The sequence below is a fragment of the Micromonospora ureilytica genome (assembly GCF_015751765.1).
In the GTDB taxonomy this organism is placed as follows: Bacteria; Actinomycetota; Actinomycetes; order Mycobacteriales; family Micromonosporaceae; genus Micromonospora; species Micromonospora ureilytica.
On the sequence record NZ_JADOTX010000001.1, the window covers coordinates 5,344,797 to 5,369,500 of the forward strand.

At 71.4% G+C, this 24,704-nt stretch carries 23 protein-coding genes; 13 read left to right on the forward strand and 10 right to left on the reverse strand.

What is annotated here, in order from left to right; genetic code table 11:
* The first annotated feature begins 4 nt into the window (after window positions 1-4).
* The 3 genes from IW248_RS24415 to IW248_RS24425 all read left to right on the forward strand — a co-directional run bounded on the left by IW248_RS24415 (window position 5) and on the right by IW248_RS24425 (window position 3,018).
* A complete protein-coding gene (locus tag IW248_RS24415; RefSeq protein WP_196928831.1) occupies window positions 5-964 on the forward strand; it encodes a hypothetical protein in 960 nt (319 codons plus the stop codon).
* The gene (locus IW248_RS24420; protein ID WP_196928832.1) at window positions 961-2,223 is read left to right on the forward strand and encodes an adenylosuccinate synthetase; all 1,263 of its coding nucleotides are present in this window, start codon (window positions 961-963) and stop codon (window positions 2,221-2,223) included. Before IW248_RS24415 ends, IW248_RS24420 begins: the two co-directional genes overlap by 4 nt.
* A 159-nt stretch (window positions 2,224-2,382) precedes the next feature.
* On the forward strand, window positions 2,383-3,018 hold the full coding sequence (locus tag IW248_RS24425) for a DedA family protein (protein WP_196928833.1): 636 nt from the start codon (window positions 2,383-2,385) through the stop codon (window positions 3,016-3,018).
* A 6-nt stretch (window positions 3,019-3,024) separates the two neighbouring features.
* Here the strand turns inward: IW248_RS24425 and IW248_RS24430 are convergent, their stop codons facing one another.
* Both IW248_RS24430 and IW248_RS33575 read right to left on the reverse strand, forming a co-directional pair.
* Window positions 3,025-3,666: a response regulator gene (locus IW248_RS24430; protein ID WP_196928834.1), complete on the reverse strand. Its 642-nt coding sequence runs from the start codon at window positions 3,664-3,666 to the stop codon at window positions 3,025-3,027.
* Window positions 3,663-4,814: a sensor histidine kinase gene (locus tag IW248_RS33575; RefSeq protein WP_196928835.1), complete on the reverse strand. Its 1,152-nt coding sequence runs from the start codon at window positions 4,812-4,814 to the stop codon at window positions 3,663-3,665. The genes IW248_RS24430 and IW248_RS33575 overlap by 4 nt, the downstream gene beginning before the upstream one ends.
* A gap of 170 nt (window positions 4,815-4,984) precedes the next feature.
* Between IW248_RS33575 and IW248_RS24440 the strand changes: the two genes are divergently transcribed.
* Window positions 4,985-5,674, forward strand: a complete 690-nt coding sequence (locus IW248_RS24440) for a DedA family protein (RefSeq protein ID WP_231396427.1) — start codon at window positions 4,985-4,987, stop codon at window positions 5,672-5,674.
* Here IW248_RS24440 and IW248_RS24445 read toward each other — a convergent pair.
* Window positions 5,649-6,287 carry a TetR/AcrR family transcriptional regulator gene (locus tag IW248_RS24445; protein ID WP_124815438.1) on the reverse strand — a complete coding sequence of 213 codons (639 nt, stop codon included), beginning with the start codon at window positions 6,285-6,287 and terminating at the stop codon, window positions 5,649-5,651. The two genes, IW248_RS24440 and IW248_RS24445, sit on opposite strands and share 26 nt — an antisense overlap.
* Before the next feature lie 68 nt (window positions 6,288-6,355).
* Here IW248_RS24445 and IW248_RS24450 point away from each other — a divergent pair, with 68 nt between their 5' ends.
* Together IW248_RS24450 and IW248_RS24455 are read left to right on the forward strand one after the other, a co-directional pair.
* The gene (locus IW248_RS24450; protein WP_124815440.1) at window positions 6,356-6,808 is read left to right on the forward strand and encodes an SCP2 sterol-binding domain-containing protein; all 453 of its coding nucleotides are present in this window, start codon (window positions 6,356-6,358) and stop codon (window positions 6,806-6,808) included.
* Window position 6,809: 1 nt separating this feature from the next.
* Window positions 6,810-8,024, forward strand: a complete 1,215-nt coding sequence (locus IW248_RS24455; protein ID WP_196928837.1) for an acyl-CoA dehydrogenase family protein — start codon at window positions 6,810-6,812, stop codon at window positions 8,022-8,024.
* 150 nt (window positions 8,025-8,174) lie between these two features.
* On the opposite strand, the gene IW248_RS24460 is transcribed toward IW248_RS24455, so the two are convergent.
* Window positions 8,175-8,612, reverse strand: coding sequence for a peptidase inhibitor family I36 protein (locus tag IW248_RS24460; protein WP_196928838.1), 438 nt, complete (start codon window positions 8,610-8,612; stop codon window positions 8,175-8,177).
* 405 nt (window positions 8,613-9,017) lie between these two features.
* On the opposite strand from IW248_RS24460, the gene IW248_RS24465 reads away from it, so the two are divergent.
* Together IW248_RS24465 and IW248_RS24470 are read left to right on the forward strand one after the other, a co-directional pair.
* Complete coding sequence (locus IW248_RS24465; RefSeq protein ID WP_196928839.1) at window positions 9,018-10,580, forward strand: AMP-binding protein; 1,563 nt, start codon at window positions 9,018-9,020, stop codon at window positions 10,578-10,580.
* A gap of 120 nt (window positions 10,581-10,700) precedes the next feature.
* Window positions 10,701-11,771: an acyltransferase family protein gene (locus tag IW248_RS24470; protein ID WP_196928840.1), complete on the forward strand. Its 1,071-nt coding sequence runs from the start codon at window positions 10,701-10,703 to the stop codon at window positions 11,769-11,771.
* Here IW248_RS24470 and purD read toward each other — a convergent pair.
* The 3 genes from purD to IW248_RS24485 form a co-directional block, all read right to left on the reverse strand.
* Entirely contained in the window at window positions 11,768-13,018 is a 1,251-nt protein-coding gene (purD, locus tag IW248_RS24475; protein WP_196928841.1) for a phosphoribosylamine--glycine ligase, read from the reverse strand. The genes IW248_RS24470 and purD overlap by 4 nt on opposite strands.
* Before the next feature lie 89 nt (window positions 13,019-13,107).
* Window positions 13,108-14,037, reverse strand: a complete 930-nt coding sequence (locus IW248_RS24480; protein ID WP_196928842.1) for a type IV toxin-antitoxin system AbiEi family antitoxin domain-containing protein — start codon at window positions 14,035-14,037, stop codon at window positions 13,108-13,110.
* A 165-nt stretch (window positions 14,038-14,202) separates the two neighbouring features.
* Window positions 14,203-15,492, reverse strand: a complete 1,290-nt coding sequence (locus IW248_RS24485) for an adenylosuccinate synthase (RefSeq protein WP_196928843.1) — start codon at window positions 15,490-15,492, stop codon at window positions 14,203-14,205.
* Between the two features lie 124 nt (window positions 15,493-15,616).
* Between IW248_RS24485 and IW248_RS24490 the strand changes: the two genes are divergently transcribed.
* A complete protein-coding gene (locus IW248_RS24490; RefSeq protein ID WP_196928844.1) occupies window positions 15,617-16,675 on the forward strand; it encodes a diacylglycerol kinase family protein in 1,059 nt (352 codons plus the stop codon).
* Between the two features lie 676 nt (window positions 16,676-17,351).
* Window positions 17,352-19,181 (forward strand): MinD/ParA family ATP-binding protein, encoded by a 1,830-nt coding sequence (locus tag IW248_RS24495; protein ID WP_307788396.1) that lies wholly within the window; start codon window positions 17,352-17,354, stop codon window positions 19,179-19,181.
* Window positions 19,182-19,226: 45 nt separating this feature from the next.
* Here the strand turns inward: IW248_RS24495 and IW248_RS24500 are convergent, their stop codons facing one another.
* On the reverse strand, window positions 19,227-19,655 hold the full coding sequence (locus IW248_RS24500) for a DUF3151 domain-containing protein (protein WP_196928846.1): 429 nt from the start codon (window positions 19,653-19,655) through the stop codon (window positions 19,227-19,229).
* Window positions 19,656-19,904: 249 nt separating this feature from the next.
* Between IW248_RS24500 and IW248_RS24505 the strand changes: the two genes are divergently transcribed.
* Window positions 19,905-21,098: an LOG family protein gene (locus IW248_RS24505; protein WP_167492987.1), complete on the forward strand. Its 1,194-nt coding sequence runs from the start codon at window positions 19,905-19,907 to the stop codon at window positions 21,096-21,098.
* Window positions 21,099-21,147: 49 nt separating this feature from the next.
* Here IW248_RS24505 and fbaA read toward each other — a convergent pair whose 3' ends face one another.
* The gene (fbaA, locus tag IW248_RS24510) at window positions 21,148-22,173 is read right to left on the reverse strand and encodes a class II fructose-bisphosphate aldolase (protein WP_196928847.1); all 1,026 of its coding nucleotides are present in this window, start codon (window positions 22,171-22,173) and stop codon (window positions 21,148-21,150) included.
* A 135-nt stretch (window positions 22,174-22,308) separates the two neighbouring features.
* The gene (locus IW248_RS24515) at window positions 22,309-22,692 is read right to left on the reverse strand and encodes a phage holin family protein (RefSeq protein ID WP_030491363.1); all 384 of its coding nucleotides are present in this window, start codon (window positions 22,690-22,692) and stop codon (window positions 22,309-22,311) included.
* 124 nt (window positions 22,693-22,816) lie between these two features.
* Between IW248_RS24515 and IW248_RS24520 the strand changes: the two genes are divergently transcribed.
* Together IW248_RS24520 and IW248_RS24525 are read left to right on the forward strand one after the other, a co-directional pair.
* Window positions 22,817-23,029, forward strand: coding sequence for a hypothetical protein (locus IW248_RS24520; RefSeq protein ID WP_196928848.1), 213 nt, complete (start codon window positions 22,817-22,819; stop codon window positions 23,027-23,029).
* Between the two features lie 52 nt (window positions 23,030-23,081).
* Window positions 23,082-24,650, forward strand: a complete 1,569-nt coding sequence (locus IW248_RS24525) for an LPXTG cell wall anchor domain-containing protein (RefSeq protein WP_196928849.1) — start codon at window positions 23,082-23,084, stop codon at window positions 24,648-24,650.
* Window positions 24,651-24,704: the final 54 nt, after the last annotated feature.

The following is a 24,704-nucleotide window of genomic DNA, read 5'->3' on the forward strand; positions in this document are numbered from 1 at the left end:
TGTCATGGGCAGTGGAATCTGGTCCACCGACGTGTACGACGCCGCCGACCGCTACCGCCGGTCCACCGGCAGGAGCGCCTTCTCCTACAGCGACAGCGGGGCGCGCACCGTGCACCCCGCGCTCGACCCCAAAGACGCGACCCGGGAGAGCCGCGACTCCGACGAGCACCCCCGGTCGACGCCCGTCGCGGTGCTCTTCGACGTGACCGGCTCGATGCGTACGGTGCCGCGGGTCCTGCAGACCAAGCTGCCGCAGCTGCTCGGGCTGCTGCAACGGCAGGGCTACGCCAGCGACCCGCAGATCATGTTCGGCGCCATCGGCGACGCCACCTGCGACCGGGTGCCGTTGCAGGTGGGCCAGTTCGAGTCGGACAACCGGATGGACGACGACCTCGGCCGGATCGTGCTGGAGGGCGGTGGCGGCGGGCAGATGAGCGAGTCCTACGAACTGGCCATGTACTTCATGGCCCGGCACACCGCCACCGACAACTGGGAGAAGCGCGGCCGGCGCGGCTACCTGTTCATCATCGGCGACGAGCTGGCGTACCAGCGGGTGAAGGCCCGGGAGGTGGCCGGCCTGATCGGGGACGACCTCGCCGAGGACGTGCCGCTGCGGCAGGTCGTCGACGAGGTGACCCACCGCTGGGACACCTACTACCTGCTCCCCGCCGGCAGCCACTACGCCGGCAACGCCAAGGTGCTCGACTTCTGGCGGGACCTGCTCGGGCAGAACGCCGTCGTGCTCGACGACCTCGACGCGGTCTGCGAGACCATCGCGCTCACCATCGGCCTCGGCGAACAGGCCATCGACCTGGACGAGGGTCTGCGCGACCTGGACCGCGCCGGCTCCGGCGTCACCGGGACCGTGTCGAAGGCGCTGGCCCGCCTGGGCCGGGAACGGCGGGCCGAGGTGTCGACGCTGCCTGCCTTCACCGACACCGTCGGCGGGGTGACCCGGCTGTGAACCACGTGGCGGTGGTCGACCTCGGCTACGGCGACGCCGGCAAGGGCACGGTGGTGGACTGGCTCTGTGCCACCCGTCCCGTGCACACGGTGGTCCGCTTCAACGGGGGCGCGCAGGCGGCACACAATGTCGTGCTGCGCGACGGGCGGCACCACACCTTCGCGCAGTTCGGCGCCGGCACGTTCCATCCCGGTGTCGGCACGCACCTGTCCCGGCACGTGGTGGTGGACCCGTTGGCGCTGGCCGCCGAGGCCGACCACCTCGCCACTGTCGGGGTGCGCGACGCGCTCGACCGGCTGACCGTCGACGGGGACGCGCTGCTCGCCACCCCGTACCACCGGGCCGCCAACCGGGCCCGCGAGATCGCCCGGGGAGCCGACCGGCACGGCTCGTGCGGGCTGGGGGTGGGCGAGGCCGTCGCGTACGGTCTCGCCCACCCCGACGACGCGCCCCGGGTCGCCGATTGCCACCACCCGGCGTTGCTGCGCCGGAGGCTGGCCGCCCTGCGGGACCGGCTGACCGCCGAGCTGGGCCCGCTGGACGCGCCACCGATCGAGGACTGCCTGCCCGCGTTCACCGGGTTCGCCGGGCGGGTCGCCATCGTCGACGGTGACTGGCTCGGCGGGGCGCTGCGCACCGGGACCTGCGTCTTCGAGGGCGCGCAGGGGGTGCTGCTCGACGAGTGGCACGGCTTCCACCCGTACACCACCTGGAGCACCACCACGTTCGCCAACGTCGACGGCCTGCTCGCCGAGGCGGGCCGGCCCGGCGACGTGACCCGGATCGGGGTGCTCCGGCTGGTCACCACCCGGCACGGACCCGGCCCGTTGGTGACCGAGGACCCGGGCCTGCCGCTGGCCGACCCGCACAACCCGACGAACCCGTGGCAGGGCCGGTTCCGGTTCGGCCACTTCGACGCGGTCGCCCACCGGTACGCCCTCGCCGCGGCCGGCGGCGTCGACGGCCTGGCCCTGACCCACCTCGACCTGGCCGGCCCCGACCTGCGGATCTGCCGCCGCTACGACACCACCGACCGGCTCACTCCCGGCCCGCCCGGCGACCTGAACCGGCAGGCCGCGCTCACCGCCCGCCTGTTGCGCTCCCGCCCGGTGTACGACGACGAACCGCAGGACTGGCCGGCAGCGGTAAGCGAGGAGCTGGACACACCGGTGGTGCTGACCTCGCAAGGCCCCACCGCCGACGACAAGGCCCCACACGGCCCCCTGCTAGCCCCACCGGCCCTGGCCCGCACGGCCTGACCCCTGCCCGAACCCCGTCGATCTTGCACTTTCGGTCGTCGTTCTGCGGCTTTTGCAGGCGTTGGTCCGGACACAAAGTGCAAGATCGGCGCGGGGAGAGGTGGGGGTCATCCAACGGCTTCGGCCACCGGGCGGGTCGCGCCCGGCGAGCATGGGGGCATGGACTCCGCGCTCGACCTGCTCCGACAGCTGGTCACCTCACCGTGGGTGTACCTGCTGATCTTCGGGCTCACGGCGGTCGACGCGTTCTTTCCGGCCGTACCCGGCGAGGCGGCCGTCATCACCGCCGCCGTGCTCTCCACCAGCGGAAACCCCAATCTGGCGGCGGTGATCGTCGCCGCCGCGGTGGGCGCCTGCGCCGGCGACCACGTCTCGTACGCCATCGGGCGCGGTGGCGGCGCGAACCGGCTCGCCGGATTTCCCGATGGCAGCCGCCGACGAGCCAGCTCGGAGTGGGCCCGGCGCGCGTTGAACCGGCGCGGCGGGCTGATCCTGACCACCTCCCGGTACCTGCCGGGCGGGCGGACGGCCGTCACCCTCACCATGGGCGCGGTGCGCTATCCCCGCCGGTCGTTCCTGCTGTACGACGCGATCGCGGCGGTCACCTGGGCCCTGTACTGCGGGCTGCTCGGCTACTTCGGTGGGCTGGCCTTCGAACGGCACCCTGTCAAGGGCGTCCTCGCCGGGATCGGCCTGTCGGTGATCGTCACGCTGGGCATCGAGGGCGTCCGTTGGCTGCGCCACCGGGCGCGCCGGCGCGCCGCCACCACCACTGACCGGGCCGGATCGACCTGACACCCGTCACAGCAGGTCGGCGTCGTGCACCAGGATGGCCAACTGCACCCGGTTGCCCGCGTGGAGTTTCGCCAGCGCCCGGCTGACGTGTGCCTTGACGGTGGCCTCGCTCATCGTCAACCGCCGGCCGATCTCCGCGTTGCCGTGCCCGCGCGCCACCTCCCGGACGATCGCCAACTCCCGCTCGGTCAGCGGCGCGAGCCGGGCACGGGCCGCGTCCCGGCGGGCCGGACCACGCTCGGCGAACGAGCTGATCAGGCGCCGGGTCACAGTCGGGGCGAGCATCGCGTTGCCGGCGGCCACCGTACGGACGGCGGCGGCCAACTCGCGGGGCGGGGTGTCCTTGAGCAGGAAGCCGACCGCGCCGGCACGCAGGGCCCGGTGCACGTACTCGTCGAGGTCGAAGGTGGTCAACATGATCACCTTCGGGCCGGCGGCGACCACCTCGGGCGCGATGGTCAGCCCGTCGACGCCCGGCATCCGCACGTCGAGCAACACCACGTCGGGGCGTAACCGCTGGGCCTGCTCCAGCGCGCCGGCGCCGTCGGCCGCCTCACCGACGACAGTGATGTCCTCCGCCGCCTCGAGGATCAGCCGCAGCCCGGCACGGACCAGCTGCTCGTCGTCGACCACCACCACCCGGATCACGCCACAACCGCCAGCGGGATCAGGGCCCGGACGAGGAAGCCGCCGTCCACCGGAGTGGCCTCCAGCCGGCCGCCGAGCAACTCCACCCGCTCACGCAGCCCGAGCAGCCCCTGCCCGGCACCGGGCAGCGTCGACCCGCCCTCGGACGGGCCGTTGCGGACCAACACCTCCAGACCGTCCGGCAGGTAGCGCAGGCAGACTGTCGTCTCGGCGTCGGCCGCGTGCTTGCGCACGTTGGTCAGCGCCTCACGGACCACCCGGTACGCGGTACGCCCCAGCGTCGCGGGTAGTGCCGTCGGTACGCCCTCGTCCTGCCGGGACACCCGCAGCCCGGCGGCACGGGACTCTCCGATCAACTCGTCCAACGCGTCGAGCCCTCGCTCCGGCGTCACGGCCGGGCCGGCCTGGCGCAGCACACCCAGCACCGCACGCAGGTCGGTGAGCGCCTGCCGGCCGGTCGTCCGGATCAACGCGGCGGCCTCCACGGTCGCCGGGTCCACGGCGGTCACCTCCAGCGCTCCGGCATGCACCACCATCAGCGAGACCCGGTGCGCCACCACGTCGTGCATCTCCCGGGCGATCCGGGTCCGCTCCTCGGCACGGACCCGGTCGGCGCGGGCCTCCTGTTCGCGTTCCAGCCGCTCGGCCCGGTCCCGCAGAGCGGCGAGCGTGTCCTGACGGGCCCGCACCCAGAGGCCGAAGACCAACGGGAGCCCGACCAGGCAGGCGGCGAGCAGCAGCACGTTGCCGGTGGCGGCTGTGGTGATCCGGCGTACGCCACCCACCGCCAGCCCGACCAGCACCCCGCCGCCCAGCACCAGCGCCGCCCCGGCGAGGTAGCCGGCGAGTTGGCGACCGCGCAGCCGCAGACCCGCCTGGTACGAGGCCAGCACCCCGGCGGCCGCCGCGGCGAGCACCAACCAGCCGACCGCCGCGGCCAGGAACAGCGGCCAAAGACGGGTGCGAACCGTGCCGGCGGCCCACGCCGAGCCCAACACGATCAGCAGCACGACCGCGCTCGGCAGGGGCGAGCGGACCCCGAGGTCACCGGCCGCGCTGGCCCAGACGGCCGCGGCGACGACGACGGCGAGCAGCATCGGGCCGTACCGCTGGACGACCCGCCGGAGAGCGACGGCGCTGGAGGCCACGCAGCGAGCGTAGGGCCTCACGCACCTATAGCGCCGCCGCGCGCAGGCGGACCGGGGCGCGGTGGGGGAAGACCCCTACCCGCCCTCGGGGACGGCCGCTACCTAAGTAGTGGCGCCCACCTGACCACTGGCCGATGTCGGGAGTCGCCGCCCCGACCAGCATCGGGATCATGGATCTGCTCGACCTGTTGCACGACACGATGTCCTCGCCCTGGGTGTACCTGGCGATCTTCGCGATCGCGGTGCTCGACGGCTTCTTCCCGGTGGTGCCGAGCGAGACGGCGGTGATCACCGCGGGGGTGTTCGCGGCCTCCGGAGCGCCGTACCTTCCGGCGGTGATCCTGGTGGCCGCCGCCGGGGCGTTGGTAGGCGACCACGTCTCGTACGCCATCGGGCGGGGTGGCGGCACGCGGCTGCTCGACCGGCTGCCGCCCGACGGTCGACGCCGAGCCGCCATCGACCGGGCCCGTCGGGGCATCGCCACCCGGGGTGGTCTGATCCTCACCGTGGCCCGCTACATCCCGGGTGGCCGGACCGCGGTCACCCTCACCATGGGTGCGGTGCGCTATCCCCGGCGACGGTTCCTGGTCTTCGACGCGCTGGCCGCCAGCTCCTGGGGGCTCTACTCGGCGCTGGTCGGCTACGTCGGCGGATTGGCCTTCGAGCAGGACCCGCTGCGCGGTCTCCTGCTGGGTCTGGGCCTCGCCCTGACCGTGACGGTCGTCGTCGAGGTGGTCCGCTGGCTCCGCAACCGCCGCCGTGCGGCGCGGGCCGGCGAGCCGGGCGCGGCGCGGGCCGACGAGCCGGGCAGCGACGCTGTCTCCGCCGGGGTCGTCAGTCGGCAGGTGGACGCCAGGTGACGCCGTGCAGGAGTTGGGCGGCACCGAGCCAGGCCACGTTCATCATCCGGGTGGCCGTCTTCTCCGGGTCTGCCTCCGGGTGGTCCGCGAGCCAGTCGGCCAGCGACTCGGTCGCGCCGACCAGGGCGTACGCGACGACCTCCAGGTCGATGGCGGCGATCTCGCGGCCCTCGGCGCGCAGCGCGTGGTCGAGCATCCCGGCGACCACCTCGACCAGCCGCGCCCGCATGGTGGCCAGCTCGCCGGCGAACGGCTGCTCGCCCCGGGCCTGCCGGTAGAGCACCGCCCAGCCGTCCCGGTGGGCGCCCACGAAGCCGAAGAACGCCCTCAGCCCACGCCAGAGCCGCTCGTCGGCCGGCAGGTCGGGGGCCGCCGCCCCGGCGATGGCCTGCATCATCCGGGTGCCCTCCCGGTGCAGGCAGGCGACGAAGAGCTCCTCCTTGGTGCCGAGGTACGCGTACACCATGGGTTTGGAGATGCCGGCGTCCTCGGCGATCTCGTCCATGCTGGCGGCGTGGAAGCCGCGCCGGGAGAAGACCTTGACCGCCGCGTCGAGCATCTGCTGCTCGCGGACGGCGCGCGGCAGGCGCTTGAAGGCGGGGACGCTGGACACCTTGCGAGCATACCTACTCGTGCGTAGGGTTACGCGCGAGTAGCCAAATCTTCCGGAAGGCGCACCTGATGACTGACTTCGACCCGGCCACCTTCGCCAACGTGGGCCCCAAGGAGTTCGCCCAGCTGGTCAAGTCCACCCCGGACGACAAGATCGCCCAGGTGATGTCCGGCGACCTGCGCGGCAAGGTCCTCGGCGAGGTGTTCGGCCGGATGCCGTCGCTGTTCCGCGCAGACCGTGCCGGTTCCACGAACGCGGTCATCCACTGGATCATCACCGGTCGCCCCGACGGTGGCAGCGACACCTACGAGGTGGTCATCGCCGACGGCACGTGCGTCGTGAACGAGACCCCGCAGCACGACCCGAAGCTGAGCCTCACCATGGGCCCTGTCGAGTTCCTGAAGATCGTCTCCGGTGGCGCCAACCCGGTGATGATGTTCATGACCGGCAAGTTGAAGGCGAAGGGCGACCTCGGCCTCGCCGCCAACATCGCCAACCTGTTCGACATCCCCAAGGCCTGACATGGCTGACTTCTCGCTCGACCTGAACGAGGAACAGCGGGATCTACGCGACTGGGTGCACGGCTTCGCCGCCGAGGTCGTGCGCCCGGCCGCCGCCGAGTGGGACGAGCGCGAGGACACGCCGTGGCCGGTGATCCAGGAAGCCGCCAAGGTCGGCCTCTACGGCTTCGAGTTCCTCGCCACCTGCTGGGCCGACCCGACCGGGCTCTCCCTACCCATCGCCAGCGAGGAACTCTTCTGGGGTGACGCCGGCATCGGCCTGAGCATCTTCGGCACCTCGCTCGCCGTCGCCGCCATCTACGGCACCGGCACCCCCGACCAGCTGGTCGAGTGGGTGCCGCAGTGCTTCGGCGACGCCGACTCGCCGGCCGTCGCCGCCTTCTGCAGCAGCGAGCCGGAAGCCGGCTCCGACGTCGGCGCGATGCGCACCCGGGCCGTCTACGACGAGGCCACCGACGAGTGGGTGCTCACCGGCCAGAAGGCGTACGCCACAAACGGCGGAATCGCCGGAGTGCACGTCGTCACCGCCTCCGTCGACCCCACGCTCGGCTCCCGGGGCCAGGCGGCGTTCGTCGTACCGCCGGGCACCCCCGGCCTGGCCGCCACCCGCAAGCTGCGCAAACTCGGCCTCCGTGCGTCCCACACCGCCGACGTCTTCCTCGACGAGGTACGCGTACCCGGCCGCTGCCTGCTCGGCGGACGGGACGCCCTGCTGGAGCGCCTCGACCGGGCCCGCTCCGGTCAGCGGGCCACCGGACAGGCCGCGATGCGCACCTTCGAGCTGACCCGACCCACTGTCGGCGCCCAGGCGCTCGGGGTGGCCCGGGCCGCCTACGAGTACGCGCTGGACTACGCGAAGGACCGGGTCCAGTTCGGACGCCCGATCATCCAGAACCAGGCAGTCGCGTTCACGCTGGCCGACATGCGGATGGAGATCGACGCGGCGCGGCTGCTCGTCTGGCGTGCGTCGTGGATGGGCCGCAACAACCGCCCGTTCACCGCCGGCGAGGGGTCGATGTCCAAGCTCAAGGCCGGCGAGGTGGCCGTGTCGGTCACCTCGAAGGCGGTGCAACTGCTCGGCGGGGCCGGCTTCCTGCGCGACCACCCGGTCGAGCGCTGGTACCGCGACGCCAAGATCTACACCATCTTCGAGGGCACCTCCGAGATCCAGCGACTTGTCATCTCCCGCGCGATCTCCGGGATGCAGATCCGCTAACGGCCCCTGGTCCGACTGCCGGTCGGGCGGCTTGCCGGGAAGCATCGCTGCTCCATAGGGCCGCAGAGCGAGGGCCGCGTATTCCGGCCCTCGCTCTGCGGCTGGGCCAAGCCCTAGGCGCGCCCGACATCCAAGCCCGAAGCCGTGGGCCTAAAGGCACCACTCCGGCCCCGGCGTGCACCCCTCGTCGACGAACCGGGCGGACGAGGCGCTGTCATTCTTGACATCACCCCCGAAATTGGCCCACCCGTACGGCTTGACCCGTTGCCACCGCCCACCGTAGTTGTTGTGTTCGAAGACTCCCAAGTACTGGTTGGTGTTGTTGAATACGGAGGACGCCTGGTCATTGAGGTTCACACCGTTGTGGAACTTGTGATCAGAGAAGTTGGCGACGCCGCCACCACCCTGGACCAGACCCGCCAGCGTTCCCGGGCTTCCATGGCCGTTCTTGTCCTGGAAGAAGCACACCTGCCTCGCCGGGCACGCATAGTCCGCCGAGGCAGGCGAAGAAATCGCGAAAAGAGAGCCAGTCACGGCTACGACGATTCCTGCCCCTGCGGCAAGAGTACGATTTTTCAACAGGCTCACCGAACCTCCAAATTTCCGGAAGCGCTACATGGGCGATGGAGGCGAATTCGCCTTTTCCATCGCATGTCCTCGTTCATGAACATACGCGGCGGCTCTTTAAAAACAGTTTATTCTCACTGAACAGCTCCGGCTCGGCGTGACCCAGACGATTACAAGTTCGTCTATTTACAACAGCTCTTGCATTGTTCACTCAACGGCCAGGTGCGACTCGACTCGTGGATACGCCGACCACGGCGGCTTCGCCGGGCCGCAGGGCAGCGGATTCCACGATCTGTGCCGTCTTCGTCACCCCGCACGGACGCGCACTGGGCCCTCCGCCGCGCCCAGTGCATGATCAAGGAAAGACGCCCTGCTGGACGGGGGACCCACTGCCCGTCCGCGCACCACCCCGAGGAGGTCTGCGGCATGGACCTGCCGTTCATCGTCGCCACGCTGACCCGTCGCGGACTGCTCACCCCCGGCAGCCCGATCCGGGTCGCCTCGCAGCTCAACGCGTTGCGGACGTGGGGGTGGAGCCTGGCAGGCGAGCTACGCCAGGCAGCCGCCCGGGACCCCGGCCGCACAGCCGTCATCGACGAGAACGGCGTCGAGCTGACCTACCACGACCTGCTCGACCGGGCCGAACGGATGGCCCGCTCGATGCGGGCCGGGCTCGGCGTACAGGCCGGCGACCGGATCGGCGTGCTCTGCCGCAACCACCACGGACTGATCGAGACGATCGTCGCCGCCACCCTGCTAGGCGTCGACGCGGTGCTGGTCAACACCGGGCTCAGCGCCTCCCAACTGGGCACCGTCGCCTCGGAGCAGCGGCTGCGACTCCTCGTGCACGACGACGAGTTCGCCGAGCGGGTCCTCGGCCTCCCCGCCGAACTGCCCCGGCTCGACGAACGCGCCCGCGAGGAGTTGGTGGCCGGGGCACTGCCAGGCGACCTGCACCCGCCCGAGCGCGACGGCCGGATCATCGTGCTCACCTCCGGCACCACCGGTACGCCCAAGGGCGCTCGCCGGCCCACCCCCAGCGGCTTCGGCCCGCTGGTGTCCATCATCGACCGCATCCCCCTGCACGCCCGGGACCGGGTGATGATCGCCGCACCCATCTTCCACACCTGGGGATTCGCCGCCCTCCAGGTCTGCCTGGCCCTGCGGGCCACAATCGTGCTGCACCGCCGCTTCGACCCGGCCGCCACCCTCGCCGCCCTGACCGAGCACCAGTGCGACGCGCTCTTCGCCGTACCGGTGATGGTGCAGCGGCTGCTGGAGGTGCCCCCGCCGGACCCGCGTCCTCCACTCAAGGTCGTCGCGGTCAGCGGCTCCGCCCTGCCCGGCGGGCTGGCCCCGAAATTCATGGACATCTACGGGGACGTCCTCTACAACCTCTACGGATCCACCGAGGTGTCCTGGGCCTCCATCGGCGGCCCACAGGACCTGCGTCAGGCACCCACCACCGCTGGTCGTCCACCGCACGGCACCCGCCTGGAAATGCTCGACGACGACGGCCAGCCCGTGCCGGAGGGACGTGTCGGGCGGATCTTCGTCGGCAACGAGATGCTCTTCGAGGGCTACACCTCAGGTGCCAGCCGGGAAACCCACGACGGTCTGCTCGACACCGGCGACCTCGGCCGGCTCAACGCCGACGGGTTGCTCCTCGTCGACGGCCGGGCCGACGACATGATCGTCTCCGGTGGCGAGAACCTCTTCCCGTCCGAGGTGGAGGACCTCCTCGCGCAACTCCCGCAGGTCCGCGAGGCGGCCGTGATCGGCGTGCCCGACCCCGAGTACGGCCAGCGCCTGTCCGCGTTCCTCGCCCTGCACCCCGGGGAGACCCTCGACCCTGAGGCGGTACGCGAGTACGTTCGGCACTTCCTGGCCCGATTCAGCGTCCCCCGGGACGTCATCTTCGTGAAGTACCTGCCCCGCAACGCCACCGGCAAGGTGCTCACCCGAGAACTCCGCCGCTACTACGGCTGACCAAAGCGCCGGGATGTCCCGGCAGCCCGCCCGACTGCGGTCGCGCCGCCGATCCCTAGGTATTTGTGATCCTGTTCACTTCTACTAGATCGAATATCGGCGGCCCGGCAGCCTTGCCGGGTGACAACCCTGGTGCGGCCCGAGAGCAGCGACGTCGCAGTCGCGCCGGCCACCCGCGACCCGTACATCGACAACGTCAAAGGGCTCCTGATCCTCCTGGTCGTGCTCGGCCACACCGTGGGTCAGACGGTCGGCTCCTCGCCGGGTGGCCGAACGATTTACACGCTGATCTACCTGTGCCACATGCCGGCCTTCGCGATGCTGTCCGGGATGCTCTCGGCAACCGAGCTCACCGGGCGCCGGGCGGCGTCGCTGGTGCGTGACCTGCTCGCTCCGTACGTGGTCTTCCAACTGCTCTACATGGGCTTCTACACGGCCATGGACCAGCCCATGAACTGGACGATCAACCAGTTCCTGACCCCGGTCTACCACCTGTGGTTCCTGCCCGCCCTGTTCATCTGGCGGATGCTCACCCCGCTGTTCGCTCAGCTTCGCGGAGCTGTCGTGATCGCGATCGGGGTCTCTCTTCTCGCCGGAACATCCACTGTCCTCAGCCACGCCCTGTCGTTGAACCGGGTGGCCGGCATGCTGCCCTTCTTCATCCTCGGCGTCTGGCTCGGACGCGGCAGGCTGGCGTACGGCCCGTCCACCCGGGTACGGCTCGCCGCGGTCACCGTGCTCATCGCTGCCGTGCCGATCGCCTACCTGGTCGGTTCGCGCCTGCCAAACCTCTGGCTGTACTGGAACAGCACCTACCAGCGCATCGGGGTGGACCTGACCGAAGGCGTCCTGATCCGGCTCGGACTGATGGCCGTCGCGGCGGCGATGACCTGGGCGATCATGATGCTGGCACCGCGCCGCCAGATGTTCCTCACGGGCTGGGGTGCCAACTCCATGTACCCGTACCTGCTGCACGGGTTCGCCGTCCTGGCCTTCGCGTGGTCCACACTCGACAGACGAGTCGACAGCATCCCGGCCCTGCTGGCACTTGTCGCCGTGGTGGTGGCGGTGGTCTGGATCACCGCCAGCCGGCCGGTGGTGTGGGCGCTGCGTCCGCTGGTCAGCCCGCCGGTCGGCTGGCTGCTCCGGAAGAACCCTACGGGGCAGCCAGCGGTGGCGGTACGCGCCTAGGACGGAATCGTGATCCGACCATCGATCGCGGCGACGGCGATGTCGGTGCGGTGCTGCGCGCCGGCCAGCTCCACCCTGTCCACCAGCGCGTACGCGGCATCCCGTGCGGCGGCCAGGTCGGAGCCGGTGGCCGTACCGCAGAGGACCCGGCCGCCGGCGGAGAGCAACGCGCCGTCGCTGGCCCGGCGGGCGGTGCCCGCGTGGATGATGCCCGGACCGTCCGCGCCGGTGATCACGTCGCCGGTGCGCGGCGCGGCCGGATAACCCGGCGAGGCGAGCACCACTGTCACGGCGCTGCCGTCCCGCCACCGCAGCGGCGGGTGCTCGGCCAACGTGCCGGTGGCCGCCGCGTGCAGCAACCCACCCAGCGGGGTCTCCAGCAACGCGAGCACCACCTGGGTCTCCGGGTCACCGAAGCGCGCGTTGAACTCGATCACCCGTGGGCCGGCGGCCGTGATCGCGAGCCCGACGTAGAGCAGGCCGGCGAACGGGGTGCCCCGGCGACGCATCTCCGCGAGCGTCGGGTGAACCACATCGCGCATGACATCGTCGACCAGGCCGGACGGGGTCCAGGCCAGCGGCGCGTACGCCCCCATACCGCCCGTGTTCGGCCCGCTGTCGCCGTCGCCCAGCCGCTTGAAATCCTGAGCCGGCAACAACGGCAGCGCCGCCTCGCCGTCGGTCACCACGAAGAGGCTGACCTCCGGGCCGTCGAGGAACTCCTCGACCACGACACGTCCACACTCGCCCGCGTGCGCCAGCGCGGCGGCCCGGTCGTCGGTCACCACCACGCCCTTGCCGGCGGCCAGCCCATCGTCCTTCACCACGTACGGCGCGCCGAACTCGTCCAGCGCCCGAGCGGTGCTCTGCTCGTCCGTGCAGACGTACGCCCGGGCGGTCGGCACGCCGGCGGCGGTCATCACGTCCTTGGCGAACGCCTTGGAACCCTCCAGCTGGGCGGCAGCGCCGGACGGACCGAACACGGCGATGCCCTTGGCGCGTACGGCATCGGCGACCCCGGCGACCAACGGCGCCTCGGGCCCGATCACCACCAGGTCAGCCGCCATCTCCACGGCCAACGCCGCCACCGCGGCCGGATCTGTCGGAGTCACCGCGCGCAGCTCAGCCACGCCAGCGATCCCCGGGTTACCCGGCGCCGCAACGAGCGCGGAAACCCCCGAATCGCCAACCAGCCCAAGCGCAAGCGCATGCTCCCGCCCACCACCACCAACCAAAAGAACCCGCACGCCCGAGATCCTACTGTCCCCCCTTACCCCACCGTTGATCATGAAGTTATTGCGCTCCAGCGCGGCGTGTCGTGGCAATAACTTCATGATCAACGGTGGTGGGCGGTCGTGATCGCTTGCCGGACCGTCCAGGGGATGTAGTCGGGGCGGAGGGTGTCCTGCCAGGTGAAGCGGAGGACGGTCCAGCCGGCGTTGACCAGGCGATTCTGCCGGCGGCGGTCGGCGTAGGCGGCCTCCGGGGCGTTGTGCGGGCCACGCCCGTCGGCCTCGGCGATGATTCGGGGACCACGCCAGCCGAGATCGCCGATCCCCAACAGGTAGCCGTCCTCATCACGGACCTCAAGTTGCAATGCGTCCGGTGGCACCTTCCCGTCCACGCAGCGCAGCCGGGCCCGCGTTTCAAGCGGGGACTGCGAGCGCCCATCGGCCTCGCCGAGATAGCCCCGCGCCGCGACCGCGCCGCGCCGTCCACGAATGAGGCGCGGAACGGAGAGCAGATCATCGGTGGTCACGAGCCGACGATTCAGCGCCGAATCCAGCACGCTCACCGCCGAAAAACGATCAACCCGCAGGCTCACGTCAGCAAGGGTCCGCAGCGGTCCGGTAGCGGTGATTCCGTTCACCCGGACAAGCTGCTCGGGCTGGATGACCAACTGATGGACCACCACCTCCGGGTGGGCGAGCCGGGCCGGCCTGGCGATCGGGCCTGGCACCGACAGGTCGATCACGTCGGTGGCCCGCAGACCGGCCAGCCCGTGCAGTTCGGCAGCCGTCGCGAGCACAGCCGCTGCGGCCGGCCCAAAGGAGGCCACCGCAGCCCTGATCCTCGCCGCTCGAGGAACGCCGTCGTACAGGTCGGCATCCACCAGGTAGGTGCCACGCGCCACGACCCGCCAGCGTCCAGCCCGACAGAGCCGCTGCACCTCATGCGTGGTCAGACCAGCCGAGCGCGCCTGCCTGAGCGTCACGACTCCGTCCCGCACGGCCGCAACCCGCCGCACCACATCCAAGGCGTCCACCCGCCCACCCTGGCCCAACCCAAAACCTGAAACAGCCCCCTGTGGACAACCACCGAACCCCTGTGGATAACCAGGCGCTCAACGCCCGTTGATCATGAAGTTATTGTCACGACACGCCGACGTGACTGGCAATAACTTCATGATCAACCCAATAAGGGGTGGGGACTAGGGGAGGAGGGGGTGTAGGTGGACGTTTTCTTCTCGGCCTGGGCCTACGCCTACGACGCTCACCCTGGTGTTGCAGAGTTCTTCGACCCTCGCGATGTAGCGGCGGGCGTTCTCCGGGAGGTCGTCGAGGGTGCGGGCCTTGGTGATGTCCTCCCACCAGCCGTCGAGTTCCTCGAAGACGGGCTTGGCGTGGTGGAAGTCCGTCTGACTCATCGGCATGTCGTCGACCCGGACGCCGTTGATCTCGTAACCGACGCAGATCGGCACCTTGGGCAGGCCGGTGAGCACGTCCAGCTTGGTGATGACCAGGTCGGTGACGCCGTTGAGGCGGCAGGCGTACCGGGCGACGACCGCGTCGAACCACCCGCACCGGCGTTCCCGCCCGGTGGTGGTGCCGTACTCCGCGCCGATCTTGCGCAGGTGGTCACCGTTGGCGTCGAACAGCTCGGTCGGGAACGGCCCGGCACCGACCCGGGTGGTGTACGCCTTGCTCACCGCGATGACCTTGTTGATCGCGGTCGGCGGGATGCCCGCGCCCACGCAGGCGCCACCGGCGGTCGGGTTGGACGAGGTCACGAAGGGGTAGGTGCCGTGGTCCATGTCGAGCATGGTGGCCTGGGCGCCCTCCAGCAGCACCGTCTCGCCCCGGTCCAGGGCGTCCCAGAGCATCGCCCGGGTCTCCGCGATGTACGGCTTGAGCCGCTCCGCGTACTCCAGGTACTCCTCGACGGTCGCCTCGAGGTCGATCGCCTTGCGGTTGTAGACCTTGAACAGAATCTGGTTCTTCTCGCGCAGCGCGAGTTCCAGCTTCTTGCGCAGGATGCCCGGGTCTAGCAGGTCTTGGAGGCGGATGCCGATCCGGGCGACCTTGTCGCCGTAGGCCGGGCCGATGCCGCGACCGGTGGTGCCGATCCGGGACGAGCCGAGGTAGCGCTCGATGACCCGGTCCAGCGCCCGGTGGTGCGGCATGATCAGGTGCGCGTCACCGGAGATCCGCAGCCGGGACACGTCGACGCCGCGCTCGGCCAGACCGTCGATCTCGGCGAGCAGCACCTTCGGGTCGACCACCACACCGTTGCCGATGACGATCATCGCGTCCGGTGAGAGCGCGCCGGACGGCATCAGGTGCAGCGCGTACTTCTGGCCGTCCGGGGTGATCACCGTGTGCCCGGCGTTGTTGCCGCCGGAGTAGCGCACGACGTAGTCGACCCGCTCACCCAGCAGGTCGGTAACCTTGCCCTTGCCCTCGTCGCCCCACTGAGCGCCGAGCAGCACGATCGCTGGCATCTTTTCCGCCTCCAGAAGGCTCGGGTGCCAGGTGGCGACCGCTCGGCGAGCCCGGGGTGTCAGGTTAACAAGTAGTGACGGCGTGGCCGGCAGGGGTCGCGTCGAGAGGCAGGAGGCTCCTTCGGTGTACGACGTGGTGCTGCTCACCCTCGGTTCGGAGCGGGACGCTCCCGGGGGCTGTGGCAGCGGCGGGGCCTGCTGCGGTGGTGCGACCGGGGCCGACGCCGCCCCGACGAGCCAGACCGACACCGGCCAGACCGACACCGGCCAGACCAGCGCCGGCCAGACCGACACCGAGCAGTGCGCGACGGAGCGGCCACGGGTGCCGGTGCTGGCCTGCGCCGATGCGCTGAACGCCCGGGGGGCCCGGGTGGAGACGGTCACCGCCCGCTCCGACGCGGAGATCGACGCGGTGTTGGCCCGACTCGACGGCCCGCCCCGCCCGGACGGCCTCACCTGGCCGGACCCGGACAGCAAGACCCGGCTGGTCATCGCCACGGCCAGCGACGGGCAGTTGCGCGCCGTGCTGCGCCGGCTGGTCAAGCGGTACGCCCCGGCGCCGAGCAAGCGCCCGGCGGACCTGCCCGGCAACCGGACCCTGCCCGACCTGCCTCCGGTGGCCGTACTCCCGCTCGATCCGGCCCGTGCCGGCACCCACCGGGACCTGGCCGCGCAGCTCGGGCTGCCCCGCGACCCGGCGGCGGTGGCCGCCGCGGTGCTGGACGGCACGCCACGCCGGCTGGACCTGCTGCGCAACGACGGCGGCTCGGTGACCCTGGACGGTGCGCTCCTCGGCGCCGCCGACGACGCCGGCCGCCCGCTGCACTGGCGCGCCCGGGTGGAGGTCGACGACACGATTCTCACCGACGGCGCGGAACCGCTGCTGGCCTGCGCGGTCGGCAACGCCGGCGGGTACGCGACGCTCGACGACGTGACGCTGCTGACCGCGCCGGACCCGGCCGACGGCGAGGTCGAGGTCGCGGTGGCGGTGCCGGTGGTCGTCCGCTCGGCGTGGGGGCGCAAGCGGGTACGCCTCGAAGTTCGGCGGGCCCGTGGGCGGGCGGTGTCGGTGCTCCCCAGGGAGGGCAAGGTCCCGTACCTCGACGACGGTGTCGAGGGTGAGCTGACCCGCAAGCGTTCCTGGTGGATCGAGCCGGGGGCCTGGGCGGTCTGGTCGATCTGACCTCGACCACGCGACCGGCCGACCTGCCTGCACCGATCGGCCCTGTTGGGCGAATGGGCCTATCCTCGCAGGAGGACTGGGGAGGGCCGTAATGGACGAGAACGCCGACCGGGCGCAGGTGCCCGGCCAGCAGCCGGTGCCGGAGCGGGACGTCGAACCACTCTGGCCGCCGGATCCTGGCGACCGGGGCGCGGTGCCGCCCTGGGCTGCGGTTGCCGAGCAGCGGGGCGGGCCGTCGTCGGTCGCGCCGCCGGTCACGCCACCGGTGGCCGCACCTCCGATCGGGCGACCGCCGGTCCCCGGCCAGCCCGGCGCCGCGGCCCAGTCGCCGCCCTCGCCGTCGGACTACCCGTCGCTCACCGGCGCCGTCCCGGCACCCGGGGGGTGGGGGCCCAGCGGCCCGTCCGGCACCGGGTCGGGTTGGGCACCGGCGCAGCCGAGTTGGCCACCACCGACCGACCCGGCCGGTGTGTCACCGCCGCCCGCTCCGCCAGCGGCAGGTGCCCAGCCGACGCCGCCGGCAACCGGCCCCGGGAGCAACGGGGGGCCAACTGGCACCGGCATCCCCGCTGCCGCTGCGACACCGAACATCACCTCCGCGCCGAGGGACGGCCGACCCGCCGCGAGCGACGCGCCCAGCGCCGCACCCGACGCGGCCAGCAGGGCCGGCGAAGGGGTGCAGGCGCAGCCCGGCGACCGGGGTCCGACCGCCGCGCCGATCACCCCGGGCGGCGTCGACCTGGACCTGCCGTTCACCCTGGACCGCCCCACCGCAGCCGACCGCCCCGCCGCAGCGGCAGCCGCCGGCCACCCCACCACGGCCACGGCCGCAGCCAGCGACCGGCCCATCCCGGCCGCCACCGCGTCCGCCGCCAGCCCGAGCGCCACCGACAGCCCGACGGCCGCCGGCTCCGCGCCGGCGGACTCCTCGGCCGCAGGCCCTGCGGCGGCCGGTCCGGCACCGCAGGCTGGTGGGCCGGCACCGCACGCTGGTGGGCCGGCACCGCACGCTGGTGCACCGGCACCACAGCCCGGCGGACCCGTGCCGCCGGTTGGCGGACCGGTGCCGCAGGCCGGCGGGCCTGGTGAGGACGGGTCCGCCGACGGGCCGGCGCGGCCGATTGCCGAGTCGCCGTGGGCGTATCCGCCGCAACGCCCGGCCGGAGCCGCGCCCGCTCAGGACGAGGCCAGCGCGACGCCTCCGATTCCGCCTCCGCCGCCCGTCGTCCCGCACGTCGGTCCCGCACAGGCACACCCCGGGCAGCCGTTCACTCCGGCCATCCCCGGCCAGGTCGGCCCGGCGCAGATTCCGCCGCCGCCCGACCTGACGCAGTTCAACAACCCGCCGCCCGGCCCTCCCGCGCCGCAGCAGGTTCCGCCGCAGGCCGTGCCACCGACCCCACCGCCCGGCCCGTTTCCGCCCTCGCCGGGTTGGTACCCACCGCCCTGGCAGCAGGGCTCGCCCGGCGGCACACCCGGACAGCCGTACCAGGAGGCGGACGGGGTGACCCGGGTGCCGGCCCCCGCGTACCCGGATGCCCCCGCGTACCCGGATGCGAGCTGGACACCTGAGGAAACCGTCGCGCCGACCGCCGAGGACTTCGCCCGACGGCGCCAGGTTCGACCCGCGGACCCGGTGGCGACAATGGGCGTACGCGCGGTGGTCAACAAGATGGGCCTGCTCCGGCTCTCTCCGGGGCGGCACGAGCAGGAGCTCAAGCGGGACATCGAGATGGTGCGCCGCAACTTCGGCGGTCTGCGGCAGGTGACAGTTGTCAACCCGAAGGGCGGCGCCGGTAAGACGGTGGCCATCCTGCTGCTCGCGATGACGTTCGGTCAGAAGCGCGGCGGTTACGTGCTGGCCTGGGACAACAACGAAACCCAGGGCACCCTGGGGATGCGCGCCCAACAGGACTTCCACTCCCGTACGGTGCGGGACATGCTGCGTGACCTCGGGCAGTTCCAGGGTGCGCACGGGCGGGTCGGTGACCTGTCGCAGTACGTCCGTTCGCAGGGCGAGGGGATGTTCGACGTCCTGGCCTCGGACGAGTCGGCCACCGGTGGCGAGATGTTGACCGCCGCCGCGTTCGCCGAGATCCGCGAGGTGGTCAGCCGGTTCTACAAGTTGATCTTCGTGGACACCGGGAACAACGTCCGGGCGCAGAACTGGCAGGCGTCGATGGACGCCACCGACCAGTTGGTGGTCACCATGTCGGCCCGTAACGACTCCGCCGAGACCGCCGCCCGGATGCTCGACCACCTGGAGCAGAGCGGCCGGCAACGGCTGGTCCGGCAGGCAGTGACTGTGGTGTCGATGCCGCCGTCCCGCAAGGAGATCGACCTGCCGGCCATCCAGGAGCACTTCGCGGCCCGCACCCGGGCGGTGCTGCTGGCCCCGTACGAGCGGCTCATCGACAGTGGCGAGCCGATCCGGTACGGCGGGCTCTCCTCGGCCACCCGCGACGCCTGGCTGAAGATCGCCGCAGCGGTCGCCGAAGGGTTGTAACCCGCCGGCGGCCGGCCCGATCCGGGGCCGGCCGCCGGGGCGGGGTCAGTTGCTCGCCAGCGCGTCCGCCGCTTCCGGGTCGCAGTCGCGCAGGAACTGGGCGCAGCGGGCCGCCTCGTCGGCCTCGCCGATCTCGTCAGCGGCGCGGGACAGCACGTACAGGCAACGGAGGAAGCCCTGGTTGGGCTCGTGTGACCACGGCACCGGGCCGTGCCCCTTCCACCCGCTGCGGCGCAACTGGTCGAGGCCCCGGTGGTAGCCGGTGCGGGCGTACGCGTACGCCGCCACCACCTGGCCCTGCGCGAACGCCCGCGCCGCGAGCTCCGCCCAGGCCGCGCTGTAGGTCGGGAAGCCGGCCGCCACGTTGGCGTACGCCTCGTCGGTGCCGGCCTCGTCGGCGGCGGCCAGGGCGGCGTCGGCCTCGTCGTTCACGGGCAGGCGGGTGGCCGGTGGCTCTGGCAAAAGGTTCTGCATCGCCCCATTCAACCCGCTGGACAGTGCGACACGCGAGCGGGTCGGCCGACGTGTTCCGCTGAACGGCTGAGGAGTTGGTCACGCCTGCGGCCTATGCCGCTGCCTGGTGTTTTCCACTACAACTAATGGTCCGGAGCCTCCCCAGGAACCGGTTATGCAGGAGCCCGGTGGCCACGACCACCGGGCTCCTGTCGGTTCCACCCCCGGCCCGAGGTTTGGCCGGCCCCGGCGGAGGGGCAGGATGGCCCGGTGCCGACCCCACCTCCCGCGGACGTCATCGAGCCGCACCTGCACGCCGGTGAGATCCAGACCCGGGCCGAGTTCGATCAACAGTTGGCCACCGGTCGGCTGACCGGGCTGACCGTGCAAGGCCTGCGGCTCGACGTCGCGCCGGTGCCCGACCTGACCGGCATCGACGTCGCCGGCACCCTCTTCGTCGGTTGCCGGTTCGCGTCCCGGGACGTGGGCGCCGACCTGGTCCGGCGCGGTGCGAACGTGGTGCCGCCGTTCTCCGGGCTGCCGTACCCGACCCAGCCGACGCACCTCTACACCCCGGACGAGTTGGCCGCCGGGTTCGCCGAGGGCGGGTTCACCGGGATGTACGACACCCGGGTGTACGACCACTACCGGGCGCACGGCGGCGCGCTGCCGGACGTCAAGGAGGCGCTGGGTCAGCGGCTGCACGACCACGGCGTGGACAACGCGTTGGCCGACGCCACCCGGGTCTGGCTGGCCGCGTACGGGCCGCAGTCGGTGGTGGGCATCATGGGCGGCCATGCGGTGCGACGCGGCAGTCCCGCGTACCGGATGGCGGCCGTGCTGGGTTGGGAGCTGGCGCGGGCCGACCGGCTGGTGGTGACCGGCGGCGGCCCCGGGGTGATGGAGGCCGCGAACCTCGGCGCCTACCTGGCGGACCGGCCGGCGACCGACGTGACGGCGGCGATCGACCTGCTGGCCACCGCCCCCGACTTCACCGACCACCACCGTTACACGGCCGCGGCGCTGACGGTCCGGCAGCGGTACGCGGGGGTGCCCCGGCAACGCGGCGACGACCAGGGCTGGGCGCGTGCGGGTGGTCTGGCCATTCCGACCTGGCTGTACGGGCACGAGCCGGCGAACCTGTTCGCCGGGCGGATCGCGAAGTACTTCTCGAACGCGATCCGGGAGGACACCATCCTGCGCCTCGCCCGAGGCGGCATCGTCTTCGCGCCGGGGCGGGCGGGCACGGTGCAGGAGGTGTTCCAGGCGGCCACGAAGACCTACTACGGCACCGACGGCGCCAGTGGGGCGTACATCTTCCTGGACCGCGCCTACTGGACCGTGGAGCTGCCGGTGGAGGCGCTGTTGCGCCCGCTGCTGGCTGCGTCCCCGTTCGGCGACCTGTCGTCGACGATCCACCTCACCGACGACGTCCGCGAGGCCGTACGACTGCTGACGACCTGACGACGACAGCCGGCCCCCGGGTGGGGAGCCGGCCGTCGGTGGTACGTCGTTACTTGGTCATCGTGGTGCCGGTCGAGCGCAGGTCCTCGCACGCCTGGACGACCCGGGCGGCCAGGCCGGCCTCGGCGGCCTTGCCCCACGCGCGCGGGTCGTACAGCTTCTTGTTGCCGACCTCGCCGTCGATCTTCAGCACGCCGTCGTAGTTGCGGAGCATGTGGTCCGCGACGGGGCGGGTGAAGGCGTACTGGGTGTCGGTGTCGATGTTCATCTTCACCACGCCGTAGTCCAGAGCCTCGCGGATCTCGCTCAGCAGGGAGCCGGAGCCGCCGTGGAAGACCAGGCTGAGCGGCTTTTCCTTGCTGTACTTGGCGCCGACGGCGTCCTGGATCTGCTTGAGGATCTCCGGACGCAGCTTGACGTTGCCCGGCTTGTAGACGCCGTGCACGTTGCCGAAGGTCAGCGCCGCCATGTAGCGGCCCTTCTCGCCGAGGCCGAGCGCCTCGACCATGGCCAGACCGTCATCGGTGGTGGTGTAGAGCTTGTCGTTGATGGCGTTCTCGACGCCGTCCTCCTCGCCACCGACGACGCCGACCTCGATCTCAAGGACGATCTTGGCCTTGGCGGCCTCGTCGAGCAGCTGCGCGGCGATCTGCAGGTTCTCCGCGACCGGCACGGCCGAGCCGTCCCACATGTGCGACTGGTACAGCGGCTCCTCGCCGCGCTTCACCCGCTCCTGCGAGATGCCCATCAGCGGACGGACGAACTTGTCCAGCTTGTCCTTCGGGCAGTGGTCGGTGTGCAGGGCGACGTTGACCGAGTACTTCTTGGCCACCTCGTGCGCGTACGCGGCGAACGCCACCGCACCGGTGACCATGTCCTTGATCGAGGGGCCGGAGAGGTATTCGGCGCCACCGGTGGAGACCTGGATGATGCCGTCGCTCTCCGCGTCGGCGAAGCCCTTGAGCGCCGCGTTCAGCGTCTGGGAGGAGGTCACGTTGATCGCGGGGTACGCGTACCGGCCGGCCTTGGCGCGGTCCAGCATCTCCGCGTAAGCCTCGGGGGAAGCGATGGGCATGTGATGCGCTCCTTACTTACCACTCTCGGCCGTGCTGGCCGCTGTTTTCATTTGTGCGCCGGACCGCGCTGTCCTCCACCCGGAAGTATCCCGTAGGTGAGGTGCACCGGAACAACCGACCCTTGTGCTAGCCGTTCACCGGCGGTCCAGGTTGTCCGGCACGATGACGCTGATCAACCAGGTCACCACTGTCATCACGATGGCTCCCCAGAACGCCGGCCAGAATCCGTCCACCTGGAACGGCAGGTCGAGCCCGCGGGCGATCCGGTCGGTGAGCAGGAACAGCAACGCGTTGACCACCAGCGCGAACAGCCCCAGTGTCAGTAGATAGAACACACAGCCGACGACCCGGATCACCGGTTTGAGCACCGCGTTGATCACGCCGAAGATCAGCGCCACAACGATCAGGGTGAGGACGGTGTTGCCACCCGAGCGGCCGTGCACGTCCACCCCGGGCACGATCAGCGTGGTTATCCACAACGCGACCGCGGTGATCGCCAGTCTGATGAGGAAGCCCACGGCACCATCCTGGCACCGGGTCGCGTCGCCGAGGGCTGATTCCGCCTACTCCGCTTCCGGGCAGTGCGGCGACCCAACCCGTACGGTGGGTGGGAACCATGCCCCGAGACCCCCGGGAGGGACGATGGGTCAGCCCGACGAGGACTTCACCCCCGGCGACCACCTCGCGCCCAACGAACGCGACCCGGAGGCTGATCCGGCGGACGCGGTCGAGCAGGCCACTGTCGCCGGCCCGACCGACGTCGACAGTGAGCCGCACCGCGGCCTGGAGGTCGACGACTGGGACGCGATGGAGCAGGCCCGGGTGGTCACCGGGGACGAGGACGACTACCGCTGATTCCGCCACGGAGTCGGACGAGCGCCACCTGGACCCCCACGGGAGGATCCCCATGCTCAAGCACTCGCTCCGCTGGCTGACCGGGCTCGGCGCCGCCGGCGCGTTGATCGCCGTCTCCGCCACCCCCGCCGTCGCCGCACCCACAGTCGAGCCCTACTTCCAGGACAGCACCCTGGCCATCGGGGCGGAGGCGACGATCCGCGGCCTGTTGCTGTACGCCGACGAGCCGACGGTCCTCACCGACGTCTCCGTGCGGTACGACTACCGTTCCCTGGCCAAGAAGCTCACCGTGACTCCTGCCGACGGCCAGAAGTGCACCGCGCCGGAGCCGGGCGTACTCGTCTGCACGGAGCCCTCCGATGTCACCCTGTACGAGATGCCGCCGCTCGGCAGCGGGATCTACCGCAACGGGGCCAAGCGGGTGCACCTCGGCCTCACCGAAGATGCGCGGCTCGGCGACTCCGGGGACGTCGCCATCAGCTTCCAGGCGGCCGGCGGGCGGCGCGGCACCTACACCTCGCGCGTCCGGGTCGGTGAGGGGGTCGACCTGGCCGGTGGGCCATTCACCACCCTCTCCGCCAAGCCGGGTGGGAAGTTCACCGTGCCGCTGGTCGTGGCCAATGCCGGTGACAAGACCGTCACCGGATTCGTCGCGGTCTTCGACCTCCCCTACTCGATCCGGACCAAGGACCGGTTCAGCAACTGCCGCTACTCCGGCGACCACCTGGTCTCCTGCCAGTTCGACGAGGACATCCCGGTGGGCACCGGGCTCGCCGCCAAGCTGAACCTCGAATTCGTCAAGGACACCTACGCGCCGGCCAACCACTCCGGCTACGCCCAGTTCATGACCACTGCCGACTTCGAGGACCTGACCCGGGTGCGGGCGGCCGCCGGCGCACGGGCGACCACCGCCGGCAGCGGCCCGAAACTGACTCTGGCCGAGGCACCCGCCAGGGCGCGGCAGACGGACCAGACCGATGTCGGCCCGGGCTACGACCACACCGGGTGGATCATCAAGGCCACCGGCAAGAACGGCACCGACCTCGCGGCGATCGGCGCCACGCTCAAGGGCACGGCCGGCGCGGTCGTCACGGCGACCGTCGGCTTCCGGAACAACGGCCCGGCGACGCTCGACGGAACGAACGGAGACTTCGAGGCCGCCACCCACACCGACGTCGAGCTACCGCCGGGCACCACTGCCGTCGAGGTCCCGGACAACTGCTGGTTGCGGCAGGACACCACCCGCACGTACCTCTGCGCCTCGGAGATGCTCCTGGTGGCCGGGCAGACCTACAGCATGAAGTTCCGGCTGCGCATCGACAAGGTCATCCCCAACGCCCGGGGCGCGGTGCGGGTCAACGCGCCGTGCGAGTGCCCCGGCGGCGAGGGCTTCCATGACGACATCAAACCGGCAAACGACGGGACCACCATCGTGGTCAACGCGACCCAGGGCGACGGCGGCCAAGGCGACGGTGATGGTGATGGTGGCGGTGGCGGTGGTTCGCTGCCCATCACCGGCACCCCCACCAACCTGATCGCCGGCATCGGCGCCCTGCTGCTCGTCGCCGGTGTCGGCGGCTGCCTGCTCGCCCGACGCCGAACCTCCCGCTTCGTCGCCTGACCGATCCCGCTCGACCGGCGCCCCGCCGTCCCGTACCCGGGCGGCGGGGCGCCG

What these genes read in the sequence shown, in the direction of transcription:
- IW248_RS24415 (WP_196928831.1), top strand. Translation starts at nt 5, where the DNA reads ATGGGCAGTGGAATCTGGTCCACCGACGTGTACGACGCCGCCGACCGC.
- IW248_RS24440 (WP_231396427.1), top strand. Translation starts at nt 4,985, where the DNA reads ATGGATCTGCTCGACCTGTTGCACGACACGATGTCCTCGCCCTGGGTG.
- IW248_RS24520 (WP_196928848.1), top strand. Translation starts at nt 22,817, where the DNA reads ATGGGTCAGCCCGACGAGGACTTCACCCCCGGCGACCACCTCGCGCCC.
- IW248_RS24455 (WP_196928837.1), top strand. Translation starts at nt 6,810, where the DNA reads ATGGCTGACTTCTCGCTCGACCTGAACGAGGAACAGCGGGATCTACGC.
- fbaA (WP_196928847.1), bottom strand. Translation starts at nt 22,173, where the DNA reads ATGCCCATCGCTTCCCCCGAGGCTTACGCGGAGATGCTGGACCGCGCC.
- IW248_RS24465 (WP_196928839.1), top strand. Translation starts at nt 9,018, where the DNA reads ATGGACCTGCCGTTCATCGTCGCCACGCTGACCCGTCGCGGACTGCTC.
- IW248_RS24450 (WP_124815440.1), top strand. Translation starts at nt 6,356, where the DNA reads ATGACTGACTTCGACCCGGCCACCTTCGCCAACGTGGGCCCCAAGGAG.
- IW248_RS24525 (WP_196928849.1), top strand. Translation starts at nt 23,082, where the DNA reads ATGCTCAAGCACTCGCTCCGCTGGCTGACCGGGCTCGGCGCCGCCGGC.
- IW248_RS24425 (WP_196928833.1), top strand. Translation starts at nt 2,383, where the DNA reads ATGGACTCCGCGCTCGACCTGCTCCGACAGCTGGTCACCTCACCGTGG.
- IW248_RS24485 (WP_196928843.1), bottom strand. Translation starts at nt 15,492, where the DNA reads ATGCCAGCGATCGTGCTGCTCGGCGCTCAGTGGGGCGACGAGGGCAAG.
- IW248_RS24500 (WP_196928846.1), bottom strand. Translation starts at nt 19,655, where the DNA reads ATGCAGAACCTTTTGCCAGAGCCACCGGCCACCCGCCTGCCCGTGAAC.